Annotated in this window: 13 protein-coding genes, 1 tRNA gene and 2 pseudogenes; 11 read left to right on the forward strand and 5 right to left on the reverse strand. The window is 54.4% G+C overall.

What is annotated here, in order from left to right; all coding sequences use genetic code 11:
• The first annotated feature begins 21 nt into the window (after positions 1 to 21).
• The 9 genes and pseudogenes from xylA (at position 22) to IV01_RS26980 (ending at position 8,856) form a co-directional block, all read left to right on the forward strand.
• Entirely contained in the window at positions 22 to 1,338 is a 1,317-nt protein-coding gene (gene xylA / locus IV01_RS21110) for a xylose isomerase (RefSeq protein ID WP_032626154.1), read from the forward strand.
• 149 nt (positions 1,339 to 1,487) lie between these two features.
• Complete coding sequence (gene xylF / locus IV01_RS21105; protein ID WP_032626156.1) at positions 1,488 to 2,489, forward strand: D-xylose ABC transporter substrate-binding protein; 1,002 nt, start codon at positions 1,488 to 1,490, stop codon at positions 2,487 to 2,489.
• A gap of 81 nt (positions 2,490 to 2,570) precedes the next feature.
• Complete coding sequence (gene xylG / locus IV01_RS21100) at positions 2,571 to 4,130, forward strand: D-xylose ABC transporter ATP-binding protein (RefSeq protein ID WP_032626159.1); 1,560 nt, start codon at positions 2,571 to 2,573, stop codon at positions 4,128 to 4,130.
• Positions 4,131 to 5,267: a sugar ABC transporter permease gene (locus IV01_RS21095; protein WP_032626161.1), complete on the forward strand. Its 1,137-nt coding sequence runs from the start codon at positions 4,131 to 4,133 to the stop codon at positions 5,265 to 5,267. It abuts the gene before it with no gap.
• Positions 5,268 to 5,537: 270 nt separating this feature from the next.
• A tRNA-Thr gene (locus IV01_RS21090) sits at positions 5,538 to 5,613 on the forward strand.
• 227 nt (positions 5,614 to 5,840) lie between these two features.
• The gene (locus IV01_RS21085) at positions 5,841 to 6,152 is read left to right on the forward strand and encodes a hypothetical protein (RefSeq protein ID WP_032626163.1); all 312 of its coding nucleotides are present in this window, start codon (positions 5,841 to 5,843) and stop codon (positions 6,150 to 6,152) included.
• 17 nt (positions 6,153 to 6,169) lie between these two features.
• Positions 6,170 to 7,078: an ImmA/IrrE family metallo-endopeptidase gene (locus IV01_RS21080; RefSeq protein ID WP_032626166.1), complete on the forward strand. Its 909-nt coding sequence runs from the start codon at positions 6,170 to 6,172 to the stop codon at positions 7,076 to 7,078.
• A gap of 515 nt (positions 7,079 to 7,593) precedes the next feature.
• A pseudogene (locus IV01_RS0124605) lies at positions 7,594 to 8,574 on the forward strand (integrase domain-containing protein).
• Positions 8,571 to 8,856: pseudogene (locus IV01_RS26980) on the forward strand (hypothetical protein). The pseudogenes IV01_RS0124605 and IV01_RS26980 overlap by 4 nt, the downstream one beginning before the upstream one ends.
• Before the next feature lie 121 nt (positions 8,857 to 8,977).
• Here IV01_RS26980 and IV01_RS21075 read toward each other — a convergent pair.
• The 4 genes from IV01_RS21075 to IV01_RS21065 form a co-directional block, all read right to left on the reverse strand.
• Positions 8,978 to 10,051 (reverse strand): MBL fold metallo-hydrolase, encoded by a 1,074-nt coding sequence (locus IV01_RS21075; protein ID WP_032626168.1) that lies wholly within the window; start codon positions 10,049 to 10,051, stop codon positions 8,978 to 8,980.
• Positions 10,044 to 11,081, reverse strand: coding sequence for a hypothetical protein (locus tag IV01_RS21070; RefSeq protein WP_032626171.1), 1,038 nt, complete (start codon positions 11,079 to 11,081; stop codon positions 10,044 to 10,046). The genes IV01_RS21075 and IV01_RS21070 overlap by 8 nt, the downstream gene beginning before the upstream one ends.
• Before the next feature lie 11 nt (positions 11,082 to 11,092).
• The gene (locus tag IV01_RS26620; RefSeq protein ID WP_154232182.1) at positions 11,093 to 12,313 is read right to left on the reverse strand and encodes a hypothetical protein; all 1,221 of its coding nucleotides are present in this window, start codon (positions 12,311 to 12,313) and stop codon (positions 11,093 to 11,095) included.
• Positions 12,314 to 12,882: 569 nt separating this feature from the next.
• Positions 12,883 to 13,458, reverse strand: a complete 576-nt coding sequence (locus IV01_RS21065) for a TetR/AcrR family transcriptional regulator (protein ID WP_032626317.1) — start codon at positions 13,456 to 13,458, stop codon at positions 12,883 to 12,885.
• A gap of 256 nt (positions 13,459 to 13,714) precedes the next feature.
• On the opposite strand from IV01_RS21065, the gene IV01_RS21060 reads away from it, so the two are divergent.
• Together IV01_RS21060 and IV01_RS21055 are read left to right on the forward strand one after the other, a co-directional pair.
• Positions 13,715 to 14,503 (forward strand): SDR family NAD(P)-dependent oxidoreductase, encoded by a 789-nt coding sequence (locus IV01_RS21060; RefSeq protein WP_032626173.1) that lies wholly within the window; start codon positions 13,715 to 13,717, stop codon positions 14,501 to 14,503.
• 83 nt (positions 14,504 to 14,586) lie between these two features.
• Positions 14,587 to 15,585 (forward strand): NADP-dependent oxidoreductase, encoded by a 999-nt coding sequence (locus IV01_RS21055; RefSeq protein ID WP_032626175.1) that lies wholly within the window; start codon positions 14,587 to 14,589, stop codon positions 15,583 to 15,585.
• Between the two features lie 644 nt (positions 15,586 to 16,229).
• On the opposite strand, the gene IV01_RS21050 is transcribed toward IV01_RS21055, so the two are convergent.
• On the reverse strand, positions 16,230 to 16,895 hold the full coding sequence (locus IV01_RS21050; protein ID WP_080290209.1) for a GntR family transcriptional regulator: 666 nt from the start codon (positions 16,893 to 16,895) through the stop codon (positions 16,230 to 16,232).
• Between the last annotated feature and the right edge of the window lie 148 nt (positions 16,896 to 17,043).

Raw genomic sequence — 17,043 nt, forward strand, 5'->3', positions numbered from 1 at the left:
AGAACAACAAGGACATTGCAAATGCCGTACTTCCCCGATGTCGACAAGATTCGCTACGAAGGCCCTGCCAGCGATTCTCCCCTCGCCTTCCGTCATTACGACGCCGACAAAATCATCCTCGGCAAACCCATGCGCGAACACCTGCGCATGGCCGTCTGCTATTGGCACACCTTCGTCTGGCCGGGTTCCGATGTGTTCGGCGCAGGAACTTTCAAGCGCCCGTGGCAACACGCCGGCGACCCGATGGAGCTTGCCATTGGCAAAGCCGACGCCGCGTTCGAGTTCTTCTCCAAATTGGGCATCGACTATTACTGCTTCCACGACACGGATGTCGCCCCGGAGGGCAATTCGCTGAAGGAGTATCGCAACCACTTCGCGCAAATGATTGATCACCTGGAGCGACACCAGGAAGAAAGCGGGATCAAACTGCTGTGGGGCACCGCCAACTGCTTCAGTAATCCGCGCTTTGCCGCCGGCGCCGCCAGCAACCCGGACCCCGAAGTGTTTGCCTTCGCCGCTGCCCAGGTGTTCAGCGCCATGAACGCGACCCAACGCCTGAAAGGCTCGAACTACGTGTTGTGGGGCGGTCGCGAAGGCTACGAAACCCTGCTCAATACCGACTTGAAACGTGAACGCGAACAACTGGGGCGCTTCATGCGCATGGTGGTCGAGCACAAGCACAAGATCGGTTTCAAAGGCGACCTGCTGATCGAACCCAAGCCGCAGGAGCCGACCAAGCACCAATACGATTACGACAGCGCCACGGTGTTTGGCTTTCTCCAGCAGTTCGGCCTGGAAAAAGAAATCAAGGTCAACATCGAAGCGAACCACGCGACCCTGGCCGGCCATAGCTTTCATCACGAGATTGCAACAGCCGTCTCGCTGGGTATTTTCGGCAGCATCGATGCCAACCGCGGTGATCCGCAAAACGGCTGGGACACCGATCAATTCCCCAACAGCGTCGAAGAAATGACCCTGGCCACCTATGAAATTCTCAAGGCCGGCGGGTTCAAGAATGGCGGGTACAACTTCGACTCCAAGGTTCGTCGGCAGAGCCTCGATGAGATCGATCTGTTCCATGGTCACGTCGGCGCCATGGACGTCCTCGCCCTGTCCCTGGAACGGGCAGCCGCCATGGTGCAGAACGATCAGCTTCAGCAGCTCAAAGATCAACGCTACGCCGGCTGGCAGCAGCCGTTCGGACAGGCGGTGCTTACGGGTGCGTTCAATCTCCAGTCATTGGCCGAACATGCCTTCGCCAACGAACTGAATCCGCGGGCCGTCAGCGGCAGGCAGGAAATGCTCGAAAACGTCGTCAACCAGTTCATCTATCGCTGATCGCCAACGGAGTCTGCGGGCGCAACAAAGCTGTGACATTCGCACGACAAATCTGTGCTCGCTGCGTCTAACGCTTACCTACAGTTGTACTAGCCCGAGAATCATCGTCAGGCAGTGTCTTTCAAACAAAAATAAAAGGACGCACCACCATGAAGAATGTAAAACGCGCGCTATTGGCCAGCGCCCTGGCGCTGCTGTCGCTACCGGTAATGGCCGATGCTGCCCACCCGAAAATCGGCTTCTCCATTGATGATCTGCGGCTGGAACGCTGGTCGCGTGACCGCGATTACTTCGTTGCCGCGGCGGAGAAAATGGACGCCAAGGTCTTCGTTCAGTCTGCCGATGCCAACGAGCAAAAGCAGATTTCGCAAATCGAGAACCTCATTTCCCGTGGCGTGGATGTCATCGTCATCGTGCCGTTCAACGCTACGGTGCTGACCAATGCGGTGGCCGAAGCGAAGAAAGCCGGCATCAAGGTCGTGTCCTATGACCGCCTGATACTCAACGCGGATATCGACGCCTACATTTCCTTCGATAACGAGAAGGTCGGCGAGATGCAGGCCAGCGGCGTGCTGCACGCCGCGCCCAAGGGTAATTACTTTCTGCTCGGTGGTGCGCCCACTGACAACAACGCAAAAGTCCTGCGTGAAGGCCAGATGAAAGTGCTGCAACCCGCCATCGACAAGGGCGATATCAAGATCGTCGGGCAACAATGGGTAAAGGAATGGAACCCTACCGAAGCGCTGAGCATTGTTGAAAACGCCTTGACCCGCAACGACAACAAAATCGACGGTATCGTCGCCTCCAACGACGCCACAGCAGGCGGCGCCATCCAGGCACTGGCCTCTCAGCAACTGGCCGGCAAGGTGCCAATTTCCGGGCAGGACGCAGACCTCGCAGCTGTAAAGCGAGTGATCGCCGGCACGCAAACCATGACCGTGTACAAACCGCTCAAACTCATCGCCTCCGAAGCGGCCAAGCTCTCGGTGCAACTGGCGCGTAACGAGAAACCCGCCTACAGCTCGCAGTACGACAATGGCAGCAAAAAAGTCGACACCATCCTGCTCACTCCGACTCCGCTGACCAAGGACAACATCGACTTGCTGGAACAAGACGGGTTTTACACCAAGGCGCAGATTACCGGGCAGTGATCATCGCCCCGTAATGTCACCTGCAGGAGCGAACTTGCTCCTGCGGACCGGCCTCGTACCTGCCGCTTATGAGTCTCTGCCATGTCCGACTATCTGCTGCAAATGAACGGTATCGTCAAAACCTTCGGCGGTGTCAAAGCGCTCAATGGCATCGACATCAAGGTCAAGCCGGGTGAGTGCGTCGGGCTATGCGGCGAGAACGGCGCAGGCAAATCCACGCTGATGAAGATCCTTTCGGCGGTCTACCCCCATGGCACCTGGGACGGTGAAATCCTCTGGGACGGTCAACCCCTGAAGGCGCAATCGATCAGCGAAACGGAAGCCGCCGGTATCGTCATCATTCACCAGGAACTGACGCTGGTTCCCGACCTGTCGGTGGCCGAGAACATTTTTATGGGCCATGAGCTGACGCTGCCCGGTGGGCGTATGAATTATCCGGCGATGATCCACCGCGCCGAAGCCCTGATGCGTGAACTGAAAGTGCCGGACATGAACGTATCGCTGCCGGTTTCGCAGTACGGCGGCGGCTATCAGCAACTGGTGGAAATCGCCAAGGCACTGAACAAGCACGCTCGCCTGTTGATCCTCGACGAGCCTTCATCGGCCCTGACCCGTTCGGAAATCGAAGTGTTGCTGGACATCATCCGCGAACTCAAAGCCAAGGGTGTTGCCTGTGTCTACATTTCCCACAAGCTCGATGAAGTGGCCGCCGTGTGCGACACCATTTCGGTGATCCGCGACGGCAAACACATCGCCACGACCGCCATGGCGGACATGGATATTCCACAGATCATCACTCAAATGGTCGGACGGGAAATGAGCAATCTCTACCCCACCGAGCCACACGACATTGGCGAGGTGATTTTCGAGGCTCGCCACATCACCTGCTACGACGTCGACAACCCCAGGCGCAAACGGGTCGACGATATTTCGTTCAGCCTCAAGCGCGGGGAAATTCTCGGCATCGCCGGGCTGGTCGGTGCTGGCCGCACTGAACTGGTGACAGCGCTGTTCGGCGCCTACCCCGGCCGCCATGAAGGCGAAGTCTGGCTGGAAGGCCAACTCATCGACACCCGCACGCCGCTCAAGTCAATCCGCGCCGGCCTGTGCCTGGTGCCCGAGGACCGCAAGCGTCAGGGCATCGTTCCAGACCTGGGCGTCGGCCAGAACATCACCCTGGCCGTACTGGACAGTTACTCGAAGCTGACCCGCATTGATGCCGAAGCCGAACTAGGCAGCATCGATCGGGAAATTTCGCGCCTGCACCTCAAGACCGCGAGTCCGTTCCTGCCGATTACCAGTCTGTCCGGCGGCAATCAACAAAAAGCCGTCTTGGCGAAGATGCTGCTGACCAAACCCCGGGTGCTGATTCTCGATGAGCCCACCCGAGGTGTGGATGTCGGCGCCAAGTACGAGATCTACAAGCTGATGGGGGCGCTGGCGGCCGAAGGTGTGTCGATCATCATGGTGTCGTCGGAGCTGGCCGAAGTGCTCGGCGTTTCCGACCGCGTACTGGTGATCGGCGAAGGCCAGTTGCGTGGCGACTTCATCAATCACGGACTCACTCAGGAACAGTTGCTCGCCGCCGCACTCAGCCAGCCTGCTGGCTATAAGAATAATAATGATCGGAAATCCGCGTAAATGAATCAGGTCAAACAACTCTTCACCCGCTACAAGATGCTCGCACTGGTGTTTGCCGTGGCGTTCATCTGGCTGTTCTTCAGCTGGCAGACCGAGGGCGGATTCCTGACACCGCGCAACCTCTCTAATCTGCTGCGCCAGATGTCCATTACCGGGATTCTCGCCTGCGGCATGGTGCTGGTCATCATCAGCGGCGAGATCGATTTATCAGTCGGCTCATTGCTGGGCCTGCTCGGTGGCGTCGCGGCTATTCTCGACGTGATCTACCACATACCGTTGCTGGCGAACCTGAGCCTTGTCGCCCTGTGCGGACTGTTGATCGGCCTCGCCAACGGCTATATGGCGGCCTACCTACGCATTCCGTCTTTCATCGTCGGGCTGGGGGGCATGCTGGCTTTTCGAGGCATTTTGCTGGGGATTACCGGCGGCACGACTATCGCCCCGGTGTCGCCGGAGCTCGTCTATATCGGCCAGGGTTATTTGCCGCACACGGTCGGCACGGGCCTGGGCATTCTGCTGTTTGCACTGACGTTATTCCTGACCTGGAAACAACGGCGCAATCGCGCCCTTCACGGCCTGACGGCACACTCACTGGTGCGTGACGTAGTCCGCGTACTGTTGATCGGCGCGGTGCTGGCCGGCTTCGTCCTGACCCTCAACAGCTACGACGGCATTCCCGTGCCGGTCCTGCTTCTGCTGGTTCTACTGGGCGGGTTCAGCTACGTGACCAGCCAGACCGTGTTCGGCCGACGCGTCTATTCCGTGGGCAGCAACATGGAAGCGACACGTCTGTCCGGTATCAATGTGCAAGCCGTGAAGCTCTGGATTTTCGGGATCATGGGCGTCATGTGCGCCCTCGCCGGCGTGGTCAACACAGCACGCCTGGCCGCTGGCTCGCCCTCGGCCGGCAGCATGGGCGAACTCGACGCCATCGCCGCCTGCTTCATCGGCGGCACCTCCATGCGCGGCGGCTCCGGTACGGTCTACGGCGCCCTCCTAGGCGCGCTGGTCATCACCAGCCTGGACAACGGCATGTCCATGCTCGACGTCGACAGTTACTGGCAGATGATCGTCAAAGGCAGCATTCTAGTGTTGGCCGTATGGGTGGACGTGAGCACCCGGACCGGGAGACGTTGATTCGCTGCGGGCGAAGTGATCCGCGGCAGTTTGCTTCTAGTCAGAACTTAATTGGCCATCCAAAACCTGCTCATCCATGGTGCATAAACCCCTTCAGCAGTTACCCGACTGTCACAATGCCCGGCCTAGAACAAGGAATGTTATCCACCAAGCCCGTGAAGGAGATTTCGTGCGCCATCAAACGTTGAGGCGTTCTAAAGATCAGATTCCCAGTTTTTTTGGCGGGAAGGGTATCCAGCTTTTACCCACTGTGTATAATCCGCGCGCTACGCCGGTATAGCTCAGTTGGTAGAGCAACTGACTTGTAATCAGTAGGTCCCGGGTTCGACTCCTGGTGCCGGCACCATACAAGGTTCCAGAGAAGGCTTTCAAAATCTCTGGAACCCCCGAAAACCCGCCTTCTGGCGGGTTTTTTCGTTTCCGCTTCCCTAATCCCACCACGTGACGGCCTGCATGATTTCTTGAAACGAAACCACGCCTCAGACACCTACTGGCTCGGTCTGCCCTCATACCGGACTTGCCATAAAACCGGCCGTCCGCGGGCGAAGGATCAAACCGAACTGAGAGGTTCATATGAATTTTGTTGAGCTTTGCCTTAAAGGCGACGTACTTGAAGAAGAGATAGACCGGTTCGTGGAAGACTGGCACGAAGGTCGCCAAGGGACTGATATGCAGCTGCATGAATACCTGGGCATGGAGTGGGAAGAGTACCAACTGTGGGCCACCACCCCTTCCGTTTTGCCTTTTGTACTGACGGCCCACAAATACGGCACCTCGCTTGAGTCTCAGCTAGCTCAAGGCAAGTTTGCCATTGCGGCGCGTGCAAGGTCTGTCGCAGAAGCCACCAAAGTTGAAGCCTGGCTGCGTAGTGTGGGCAAAGTCTAGTGGCTCCAGAAGAGAAGATGGCCAATCGAGTGTTGGCCATCCGTAACCTTAAACCGCCCTACGACCTGGAACAGCTTGCCCGCGTATACGGAGACCTTGAGTACCTTGATCTGCCATTCGGCGTTGACGGAATCACAATTGGCATCGGCGCAGCGGCCAAACCCCGAATACTGATCAACTCAAGCGCCCCGGTAACGCGTCGAAAATTCACTCTGGCCCATGAAATTGGGCATATCGTCATTCCTTGGCACAACGGCACAATCGTCTCCCATCTGGAAAACGCAGAAGTCGATGCCGCGTACAGCCTGATGGAAACCGAAGCGAATCGGTTTGCGGCTGAGCTGCTTATGCCATCCGACTGGCTAGTTGAAGAGTTCAACCGTGCATCCAGCGTGGAACAATATTTCCGCTCCGTCCTTGCTCTGAGTGGGGCTTCCAGAGAAGCAACGCTTAATAAGATACTGCGCCCATTGCCTCAACCTGTGATCTGCATACAGGTAGACAGCTCATCGAAAGTCTTCAACCCTCGAAGGTCTCAAACAGCGCCCTACCCGCCCGAACGAGATGCGTTGGTCACCAGGGAAATATTCCCGACAGACTGCTATTTCGAACGCTTTGAGCTCGATGGTCAGTTCTATATGAGCTGGATTTTTATCGGCCGCGACATAGAAGAAACAGACAAAAGACCTTGGCGCGAAGTCTATGCACAGATCCTGAATGACACGGCCATGCAGGATTACCTGCAAAACATGAACGGCATTCTCGCTGCAGCCTACGGTAAAAACAAAACGCTCGACGAACCCGAAATATGCGGCGCAATCATCCGCGCGTTTACCAAATACGAGATGTACGATGCAGTGCGCATGCACGAGCTATTCGAACAGTTTGTGATCAAGCGCGTTAAAGAGCTGAAGCGGCGGGCTTGAGCCAGTGCGGATAACAGGATTATCAGCCTACCGTCCCACCCAAGCCCTTAGTCGATAGGGCTCTCATGACACCTCCGCTCTTGGCGCATCTGATGCATTACGTTCATTGCGGCAACTCCATGGCGTGACCTACCGATGCGCTGCAGCGTTTCCCTCGTAACAATCGGCATGACAGACACCTAAGCCAGCCGCCAAAGCGAAGCTGATTATGGAATGGGCTGCACCTGACTGACAGTCAGGCATGCCCCGGTCATCGCATCACTGCCTTCACCCGACTCAGGATCTCGCGGCACCGGTCTCGTCAGCCAGCGCAGCCTCCACCCGCCCACTTCCTCGGAAGTGTTCAGGAGGCCAGATCATGAGATGCCCAAACTCCCGGTCGTAAAAGAGCCGCCAGTCCCGCGTTAGTGGACAACCCCCACAGGTCGCAGGGGCCTTGATCCCTGATAACACTCAGCATTCGTGGCGGGATGACGTGGGGCGAGGACTGGAGAGCAGATGGTGAGGTGACCGATATGGCATTAGTAGGTAGACACGATGGTCGTAATTTCGGCTACGGCAGGCAATTGAGCTACGCAGGATCACAAGCGCTGAAAGACATGTTCGGCGGCGGCCACTACGGCACGGTGAAGGCACACTGTGATCGGTGGCAGGCATTCGTGAAATGGTGCCGCTCCGAACAAGGGCCAGGTATCAATGATGCGCGGCAGATAGATCGAAAGGTGTTGGCCGACCATGCGGCGTATCTGCGCGACATGGTTAAGCGCGGTGATCTCGCCGTCAGCACCGCACAAAATCGGCTATCCAGCGTTAATAGAACCATGGCGGCGCTTCGCGGTGATCAGTACGTGAAATTGCCCAGCCCGAGCAAGGCATTGGGTATGCAGCGCACCGGGATTCGCCACTCAGTGCCGCAGGGCCAAGACAATGAGCAGATCAAGCAGATCGTCGATGCACTTTGCAGTCGTGACCAGAAACGGGCCGCCGCGATCGTCCTGTTGGCAAGAGCCACCGGCATGCGCCTGCGTGAAGCCATCCCGGCTGATCTGCCACGGTTAAACCGCGAGGCTAACCACCTAGATAGGATTAACATTCAGGACGGCACCAAGGGGGGCCGCTCGGGTGCTTCAGCGCCACGCTGGATTACGGTGAATGATCATATTCGTGAGGCGCTGAGCTTCGCTGAACAAGTCTCGCCCGACGGCAGCCGCAACTTGATCGCGCAGAATTAATGCTACCTTGATTTCCATCGACGAATCGTTCGCCCTGCGCGAGACATCCTGCAAACACACCACCTCAAAGGCTTCCACGAGTTAAGAGCCGCCTTTGCGTGTGAACGGTATGAGCAAATCACCCAACACCTCGCACCTATCAATGATGGCCAATGCTGCCAGGTAGATAGGAACCTCGATCGCGAGGCCCGAAGGCAAATCAGCTACGAACTGGGGCACGGTCGGATCGATGTGGTCTCTGCCTACATTGGCGGACGGACATGAGTAAGCCATTCGATATGGAGCTGTTCTTAGCCTGGCGTTCTTACCGGTTCGCAAGCAACCCGGCAACGCCACGTGCGACAGGCAAAAATCATCTAGGTCGAAATTGCGGGACGCTGGCAGCGAGAGACACCGTGGACTTGGCAGAGAAAGCATCTAGACTGGTTTATGAATCATCTATTAGCAGAGCATAGTGACCAAACGCGCTATGCTCTCTCGACGATTAGGGAAACAATGGACTTTTTGCTATATAACTCAAGACAAAAAACCAAAAATTTAAATTAACATTAAAAATTTTCTTGTGTATTTCCGCGACCCATAAATGCGACCCGGAGCAGGGCTCCGAATTCAGAGCCACCATTTCCGGATTAAGCATCTCAATCTTTCTTACACCAAACCAAGATTTTTAATCCACCTCTACAGTCAGCCCTTTATTTTGATCCCCATAAAAAGCTCGATACTTAAACTCAGCTTGCCAGCGCTTCTTACCCCAAAGATCATTATGAATACTAGGGACATTAAAATATATGCTTGGCTCATTGGAGCAAGTAATTATCCTGGCAATCGCAGCAATATCAGGATGATGGTGTTTGTTACCATCTGTTGATATCAACCATTTATCACAACTGATACTAGCCACTAGCTCCTTGCTTACATTTTTTTCACTACCGTGATGAGGAACTTTAACAGCATCAAAACGTATTGGAAGCTTATCAGTAAACTTTTCAAACGCTCCAACAAGATCACCAGCTAGCGAGTCACCAGCGAGCAGAACTCGCTTTCCATCGTGCTCTAAGATAAGGGTTATACTACTGGCATTAGTAGCACTAGTATCGGCTACAAACTGTTCGCCTGCTACTTCATCCAAATCCTCAAGACTGGATATATCGATGCTATTTCTTGCGCCAAGCTCTTCTAAGCCTACTACAGGAGGAGGGGCATCCTCCAGAGCCTCAGACATCGCCTCTGGCCATGAAGGAGCTAATTCGTGCAACCTTCTTGGGGTGGGCCCAATGACAGTAACTACCATGTTTCCTGGCAGAACAATTTTTATTGGCAGCCCATCCGAAGAAGTGCTTACAGCTCTTTTATCAAAGGCCAAATTCCAGTGACCCGAATATTCCAACCAGTTTGAAAGCTCATCTCCTTGTATAGGACCTAGTGATTCGAGGGCATGCTGGCCTTCAACAAGGTGATTCCGCCCATTAAACCAAAAGTCAGAAATTGATAAGTTAGGGATTTTAGGATGTTCCACGAAGCAGCTAATAGCCCCCCATATATGATCACAATCAATATGAGTTATAACGATGAGATCAAAATGTCTTCGCTCTTCTGGCATTGCCGTTATCAAGCTTTTTAACTTTCTACCACTGGCCTTTATTCCGGAATCAACAAGCATTTGCCTTGGATTATCCACATCACCCCATCGGATCCAGAGCGCATCACCCTCTCTAGCGGGGAGCATTGTAATTTCAAACATCAAGATCACTCGACTCGGAGTAGCAGAGATACCTAGAGCGCCAGTCGATAAGAGTCGCCATATTAAATATGGATTCAAATTGACTTTTCTCAACAGGAAGCGTTCTAATTAAAGAAAGCAACACTGAAAAACTATCGCTATATAAGATTTTTTGATGAGCCGCAATTTTTATGAGCTCAATCGCGCTGCGTTCATCATTCTCTGACTCTGCCAATATTAGCGCGAGAAAAATTTTCCCATCAGGCAGCCACTCATAACGATTATTGAACTCTTGCAACCAATGCTTATGAAGATACAGCTGCCCAACTTTAAATAGCGCAATTACTCCTAGCATCGCCCCAGTTGGATCTGGATATCTATCCAAAAGCGCTTTCATGCTATTGAAAGCCACCTGTGATGCATAGAATATTCGTCCCGAATCTAACATTTGCTCCATCGAAGAAGCTATAGTACGTGTTGGTGCTATTTTTATCTTTGGATAAGTAAAATTATCTTCACGATTTGAAAAAACTTGGCACCACATTGAGCGAAAGTGATTACCCCCGCTAACCGGCAAGTTAACAATCACTGCACCTTTTTCGGTGACAAACGTAGCCGAAGTAAGTTGTTCCATGGGATTTTCTTGTCGAATTACCCACCGATCATCCTTCATGTGAATCTGTGCACCTTGCGTTATTTCAACAAGCTTGATGTCAGATGTCTTGGGGCCTGAAGGAGCAGGACTTATGAAGTGGACAAAATCCTTATCTAAGAGGCTGGCGTCGGGACCAGCTTCCGCTTTAAGGTAAAATTTTACTTCCGCTTTTTCGTCTTCCGAGACCTGAACTATTTGAGTAATAGCTTGCCCATTATCTTTGACTGTGCTCAGCTCATAGATCCCTGGAGGAACGAGCACTTGTTTAGGAGTAGTAGTGAGGTAGAGCCTTAATTGTTGATCTCTAATTTTTATTTTAGTCTTGTCGCCCGCGAAATTTAGCCTTGAGTCAACAATTATATTTATCGCTCCCCAGCTGTCCTGAGTACTTAACATATCCTTATCCCTTAGGGCTTAACTGACAAAACTTTTTTAGGCGGACGCACATTTAGTAAAGCTTGGCGTTGCGACGTTGCACTACTAAGCGAAGTGTTCCATGCCGCGCTGTACAAGCCAGCCGGGAGAAAAGTACTGAAAGGCCAATCAGAATTGCTGTCAACATGTGTACAACTAGAAGATCTCAAATTGAAATTTGTGCAGTGTCCGCGATGAGCCTGTGGACTTACATCAGCCTCAAACTCAACAGTTGGCGCAGCGATCATTGAATGCAACACGCCGTTTTCAATGATCCCTGTATTCTCTACAAACTGCTCAGCACCAGCTGCCCTAGCTTTTTTTGGCACAGTAGAGGATAAATACTCTATGAGACTTGTAGCTGTTACCTCCCAAGGCGACTCATCTTCTCCATCAGACTGCGCTGCCTCACCCGAAACAAGACCGTTCATAAGTGCCTCGTTAAATAGAGTGACTCCATCCGGGCGCCCATAAGCTTTAGCACCACTTATCGAAGAGAGAAACATTGTAGAGCTCTTGGCGTGACCGTTTTTCTTGCTGCGCTGCATTGAACCAACCATATACTCGAATTGCTTTGCGACTTTAGGCTCCTGCCTGCATACGTCCGCAAACCAGAACTGCGTTTGGGCTGTCCCAGGATGACTAGCACTTTTATGCAAGCTCATTAAATCAAGCGAGCCGTGCAACTCTGTAGGGTGAGCAGGGTCGCCAACATCACTAAGTAACAGAATTGCACCCGTCTTTGTTAACTGCACACCATGCCCGGCAAAATACACAACCCCAACGTTTTCAGTATGTTTAGCCAGAGATGTTGAAAATTGATCGAAATAGAGTTCAGCGTTGCCTCTGGTGGCTTCTGAACTTGCAGTCAGCATGCCTTTAATATTGGCATTTACTTCCTCTTCAGCTTCAAAATTTGGCGAAAGTAAAATACGAACTGAAGACAGCGGTGCAGACGAGTTTCGGTAACTGTCAATTAGCCACGCTGCAAAATCAGAGGCAGATCTCGCAGCTGAAGTTAACTGAGCCATCTCCAGCTCACGGCCAAAGTCTGAAGTAGACTCACCTCCAGAAAGATGTAAATATCGGCTAACACCAATCACGAGTGCGTGAGTACAGGGCACATTTGTAGCCGCAGCGGTTGTATACACAGTCATTAGAGCCAAAAACTCCATCTCAATGGCAGCAGCCAGATGATAGCAAAACGTCAGCACTCAGTCATTCCGTACCTTTCTATTGACGTTTCGCCCTGAATCCCCCCATTGCTTGAGCATGATTTCCAAGCCTAATGGCACGAATGCCATCAGAGCCCTACTGCCCTACTGTTGCCTCAGGGGAATCGGGGGAATCGGTCTAAGATTGACCCACTCACACTCATCAAATCAGACCTAGCGCCAAAGGATAATTTTAGAGATAGACACGACTAAAAATAAATCTCTTAAAATCATGTAGTTAAGGTTTTTTCGACTCCTGGTGCCGCACCATCCGCAATACCAGAAAAGGCTCACCAAAAGTGGGCCTCTTTTGTTTATGGCTAGCTATCGCTCAGCCTGCGCGCTCGGTCCAATTGATCCGCCGCACCTGTAGCTCGCGATAGCAATCTCTCGGCCAAACGGGCAATAACAGTCCGCCTCAGTCCTACAACATCGTCCCTCTCAGAATTTTGACAACGGAGGTACCGGTGCTCTCGGAGAAGTGACCGCAGGTCAACCCTGCCAGCTCCTGAACCCACAGGCAGTGATGCACCAGAGCCAAAGAATGCTTCAGCCCGATATCCACCCCTCTACGCCTGACGAACCAAAGACCCCGTCATCTCCCCACGACACACCTCTAAAATCTCATCAGCCAGCGCCGAGTCGTCAGGGCAGGCGCGGGACAAGATGATTGCGCCGACCGCGCGGGCCAGCAGGTCGATCATTTTTTTCCTTGCCTCATCCGGCGCGGCGTCGGGTCCGGTTGGGTATTTTTCGCCGAGGGTTTGCAGCATGCGCTCGATGCCTTCAGCGAAGGCGGACTTCAAGTCGCCTGATTGACGCGCCGCGTCTCCGCACAATGCCGCCATGGTGCAGCCCGTAGCGCGGGCGTCGCGGTGGTCTCTGGAGACGTACACATCGATGAAATCCTGCACGCTCAATGCTTCGGCGTTGGCCAGCGATTGCGAAAGGCTGTTCGCCGAGGCTTCGGCCATCAGGTCTGCTTTCGAACCGAAATGTTTGTAGAAACCGCCATGGGTGAAACCGGCGGCGGCCATCAGGTCGGCCACGCCGACACCGTCAAAACCGCGCTCGCGAAATACCTCTGAGGCCGTTTCAACAATGTGTTCCCGGTTTGCCTGGGCCTGAGCCTTGGACACTCGCATGTTCGGTACCTCGCTACCGCTGAAATTCATGGGTGGATGATACATAGATGTTGATCATAATCAAAATCGTTGACAGTTTAGATTTCGATCATCATCCTAATTGCCAGCGGTATGACCATCGACCAACCGGCACGGAACAAACACCCATGAGCGACCAGACTCTGTTTACTCCTTTCGCGAACTAAGCACTGACTGATCGCGCCTGGTTTATTCGTGCAGCAATCTCAATCCACGTTCCTGATATAGAGCTGACCTCATGACTACTCGCCCAACTGTTCTCATCACTGGCGCTTCCACTGGCATCGGCGCGGTTTACGCCGAGCGTTTCGCCCAACGCGGGCACGATCTGGTGTTGGTCGCCCGCGACCACTTGCGCCTTGACGCCCTTGCCGCGAAGTTGCGTGGCGAACACAACGTCGCCGTTGAAGTGCTTCAGGCCGACCTGACTCAACTCAGCGACCTGCACACCGTCGAAGCGCGCCTGCGGGATGACGCGCGCATCGGCATCCTGGTCAACAATGCTGGCGCCGCACAATCCGGCACCTTCATCGAACAAAGCACCGACAGCGTTGCGCAGCTGGTAGCCCTTAACACCACCGCGCTGGTGCGGCTCGCCAGTGCTATCGCGCCACGCCTGAGCAAAGCAGGTGACGGCGCGATCATCAATATCGGTTCGGTGGTGGGTCTGGCGCCTGAGTTCGGCATGTCGGTCTATGGGGCGACCAAGGCGTTTGTGCTGTTCCTTTCCCAAGGTCTGAGCCTGGAACTGTCGCCTCAGGGTGTTTATGTGCAAGCCGTGCTGCCAGCCTCCACGCGCACGGAGATTTGGGACCGCGCCGGTATCGACATCAACACCTTGAGCGACATCATGGAGGTGGGTGATCTGGTCGACGCCGCACTGGTCGGCTTTGACCGTCGCGAAACGGTGACCATTCCTGCGCTGCAGGAAGGCGAGCGGTGGGATGCCCTGCAAACCGCGCGTCAGGGTCTTTTGTCGCAGCTCAAGCAGTCAGTCGTGGCTGAACGCTATCTGACTCAGGGCTGACTCACGCAGAGCAGGTCGGCCTCGCCCCGCAATCGGGCGCGGCCGCAGCCAATCCTCACGGCATCGACAGGAGCGGTAGCAACATGAAGGCATTTTTTATCGACCGCTACGGCAAGCAGGATGGAATCATCGGCGAAGTGCCCGACCCTGCCGTCGGTGACCATGACGTTCTGATCCAGGTGCACGCAGCGAGCGTCAACCCGCTGGATTCGAAGATCAAAACGGGTGAGTTCAAACTGATTCTTCCCTATAAATTCCCATTGGTTTTGGGCAATGACCTGGCTGGAGTGGTCATTGGCACGGGTGCGGCGGTGAAGCGATTCAAGCCAGGAGACGAGGTGTATTCACGACCTCCCGATGCAAGGATCGGAACCTTTGCTGAACTGATCGCCGTGAACGAAAACGCGCTGGCGCTAAAACCCTCAAATCTCGACATGGCTGCTGCCGCTTCCATCCCCTTGGCTGCCTTGACGGCCTGGCAGGCGCTGGTTGAAACCGCTCATCTGAGCAAGGGCCAGAAGGTGTTGATCCATGCCGGATCCGGTGGTGTCGGCACGCTTGCTATCCAGCTCGCCAAACACCTCGGCGCCTTCGTAGCAACCACCACCAGTACAGCCAATGTCGAATGGGTGAGAGCGCTCGGGGCGGATGTGGTCATCGATTACAAACAGCAGGATTTTGCCAACGAGTTGCGCGATTTCGACGTGGTATTGAACAGCCTCGGCGCGGATGTCCTGGAGAAGTCGATCAAGGTTCTCAAGCCTGGCGGACAGCTCATTTCCCTTTCGGGCCCGCCGACTGCGCAGTTTGCCCGAGAGCAAGGCTTGTCCTGGGTGCTGGGGCAAGTCATGCGCCTGCTGAGCAGCGGCATCCGCAGAAAAGCCCGCAAACATGGGGTGAGCTATGCATTTTTGTTCATGCGTGCCAACGGGATACAACTGCAAAAAATCAGCTCGCTTATCGAGGCTGGTGTCATCAAGCCGGTCGTTGATCGCTCCTTCCCTTTCGTATCGACAGCAGAAGCGTTGCGGTACGTTGAGCAGGGCCGATCAAAAGGCAAAGTCACCGTCATCATCAAATAAGTGCAGTACGGAAAATGTCAGCGGTCGATTGATGCCAAGCGCTGAGCGATGCCAAATTTATTGGGGCGCCCACGGCCCCTGTTCGCTTGGGCTACATCCAGATTGAAATGCACTGTGGGAGTGAGTTCGTCGCGCAGCAAACATGGGACTCTGTAGGAGCCTTTCAATTCAGATAGTTATTTTTTTGATGAGAGCCGTCGGTGGTTACGACGTCCGCATTACCTCTTCAAACTCCGCTCGTACGCCGCCAGCACTGTCCGCTCGGACTGCACCAGGGGACTCTGTAGGAGCTTGCCCGCGATAGGGTCGTATCAAATAACACATCTTTTGCAGACATACCCCATCGCGGGCAAGCGCGCTCCTACAGAGGAGCCTTTCAATTCAGATAGTTATTTTTTTGATGAGAGCCGTCGGTGGTTACGACGCCCGCATTACCTCTTCAAACTCCGCTCGTACGCCGCCAGCACTGTCCGCTCGGACTGCACCAGGGGACTCTGTAGGAGCCTGCCCGCGATAGGGTCGTATCAAACAACACATCTTTTGCAGGCATACCCCATCGCGGGCAAGCGCGCTCCTACAAAGGAGCCTTTCAATTCAGATAGTTATTTTTTTGATGAGAGCCGTCGGTGGTTACGACGTCCGCATTACCTCTTCAAACTCCGCTCGTACGCCGCCAGCACTGTCCGCTCGGACTGCACCAGGTACGACTCCAGCATCTTGGTTGCCTCGCCAGCTTTGCCTTCTTCCAGGCACTGGAGAATCGAGGCGTTCATGTCGAGGTAGGGCAGGTGCAGGAATTTGGGGTCGTTGAGGAGGCCGAAGGCCAGGCGCAGTTCGGCGGAGATCTGGTCGTAGAAGACCACCAGGCGTGGGCTGTCGGCGAGTTCGACGATTGATTTGTGGAACTTCATGTTGGCGGTGCCAACGGCGACCCAGTCTTGGGCTTCCCGGGCGCGAACGCCAGACTCCACCGCTTCACGCATGTGCACCGTGCCGGGATGCTGTGGGTAGCCTTGGGCTAGCGCCGTGCATTCGATGAAGCGACGCACTCTATAGATGTCGATGATCGAGCTCATGTCGGGAACCGCCACCGTTACCCCACGGTTGGGCTCGTGCGTGAGCAAGCCTTCGCGAGTCAGGACGCGAAATGCCTCTCTCAAGGTGTTACGGGAAATATCCAGAGTTTCCGCCAGTGCGGCTTCTGATAGACGCTGGCCCGGCACGAGCTCGCCCTCGACCAGCATTCTGCGTATTTCTTGGGTGATGGTTTCTCCCAGGGTACGAGGAAGAGCGGGAGAAGAGTCGTTCATAAAGGATCCAGGATGAGAAAACCGCGCCGGGTATTCGATCAGAGCTTAGTGCAGGGCACAAGGGATGAAGCGTGCACCGTGCGTCATTAAGTAGCACGTGCGAGAGAAGAAGTAACAAAATGGTGCTGATGACTCAACCATGGCGCAT

The organism is Pseudomonas syringae (assembly GCF_000737245.1).
GTDB lineage: Bacteria > Pseudomonadota > Gammaproteobacteria > Pseudomonadales > Pseudomonadaceae > Aquipseudomonas > Aquipseudomonas syringae_J.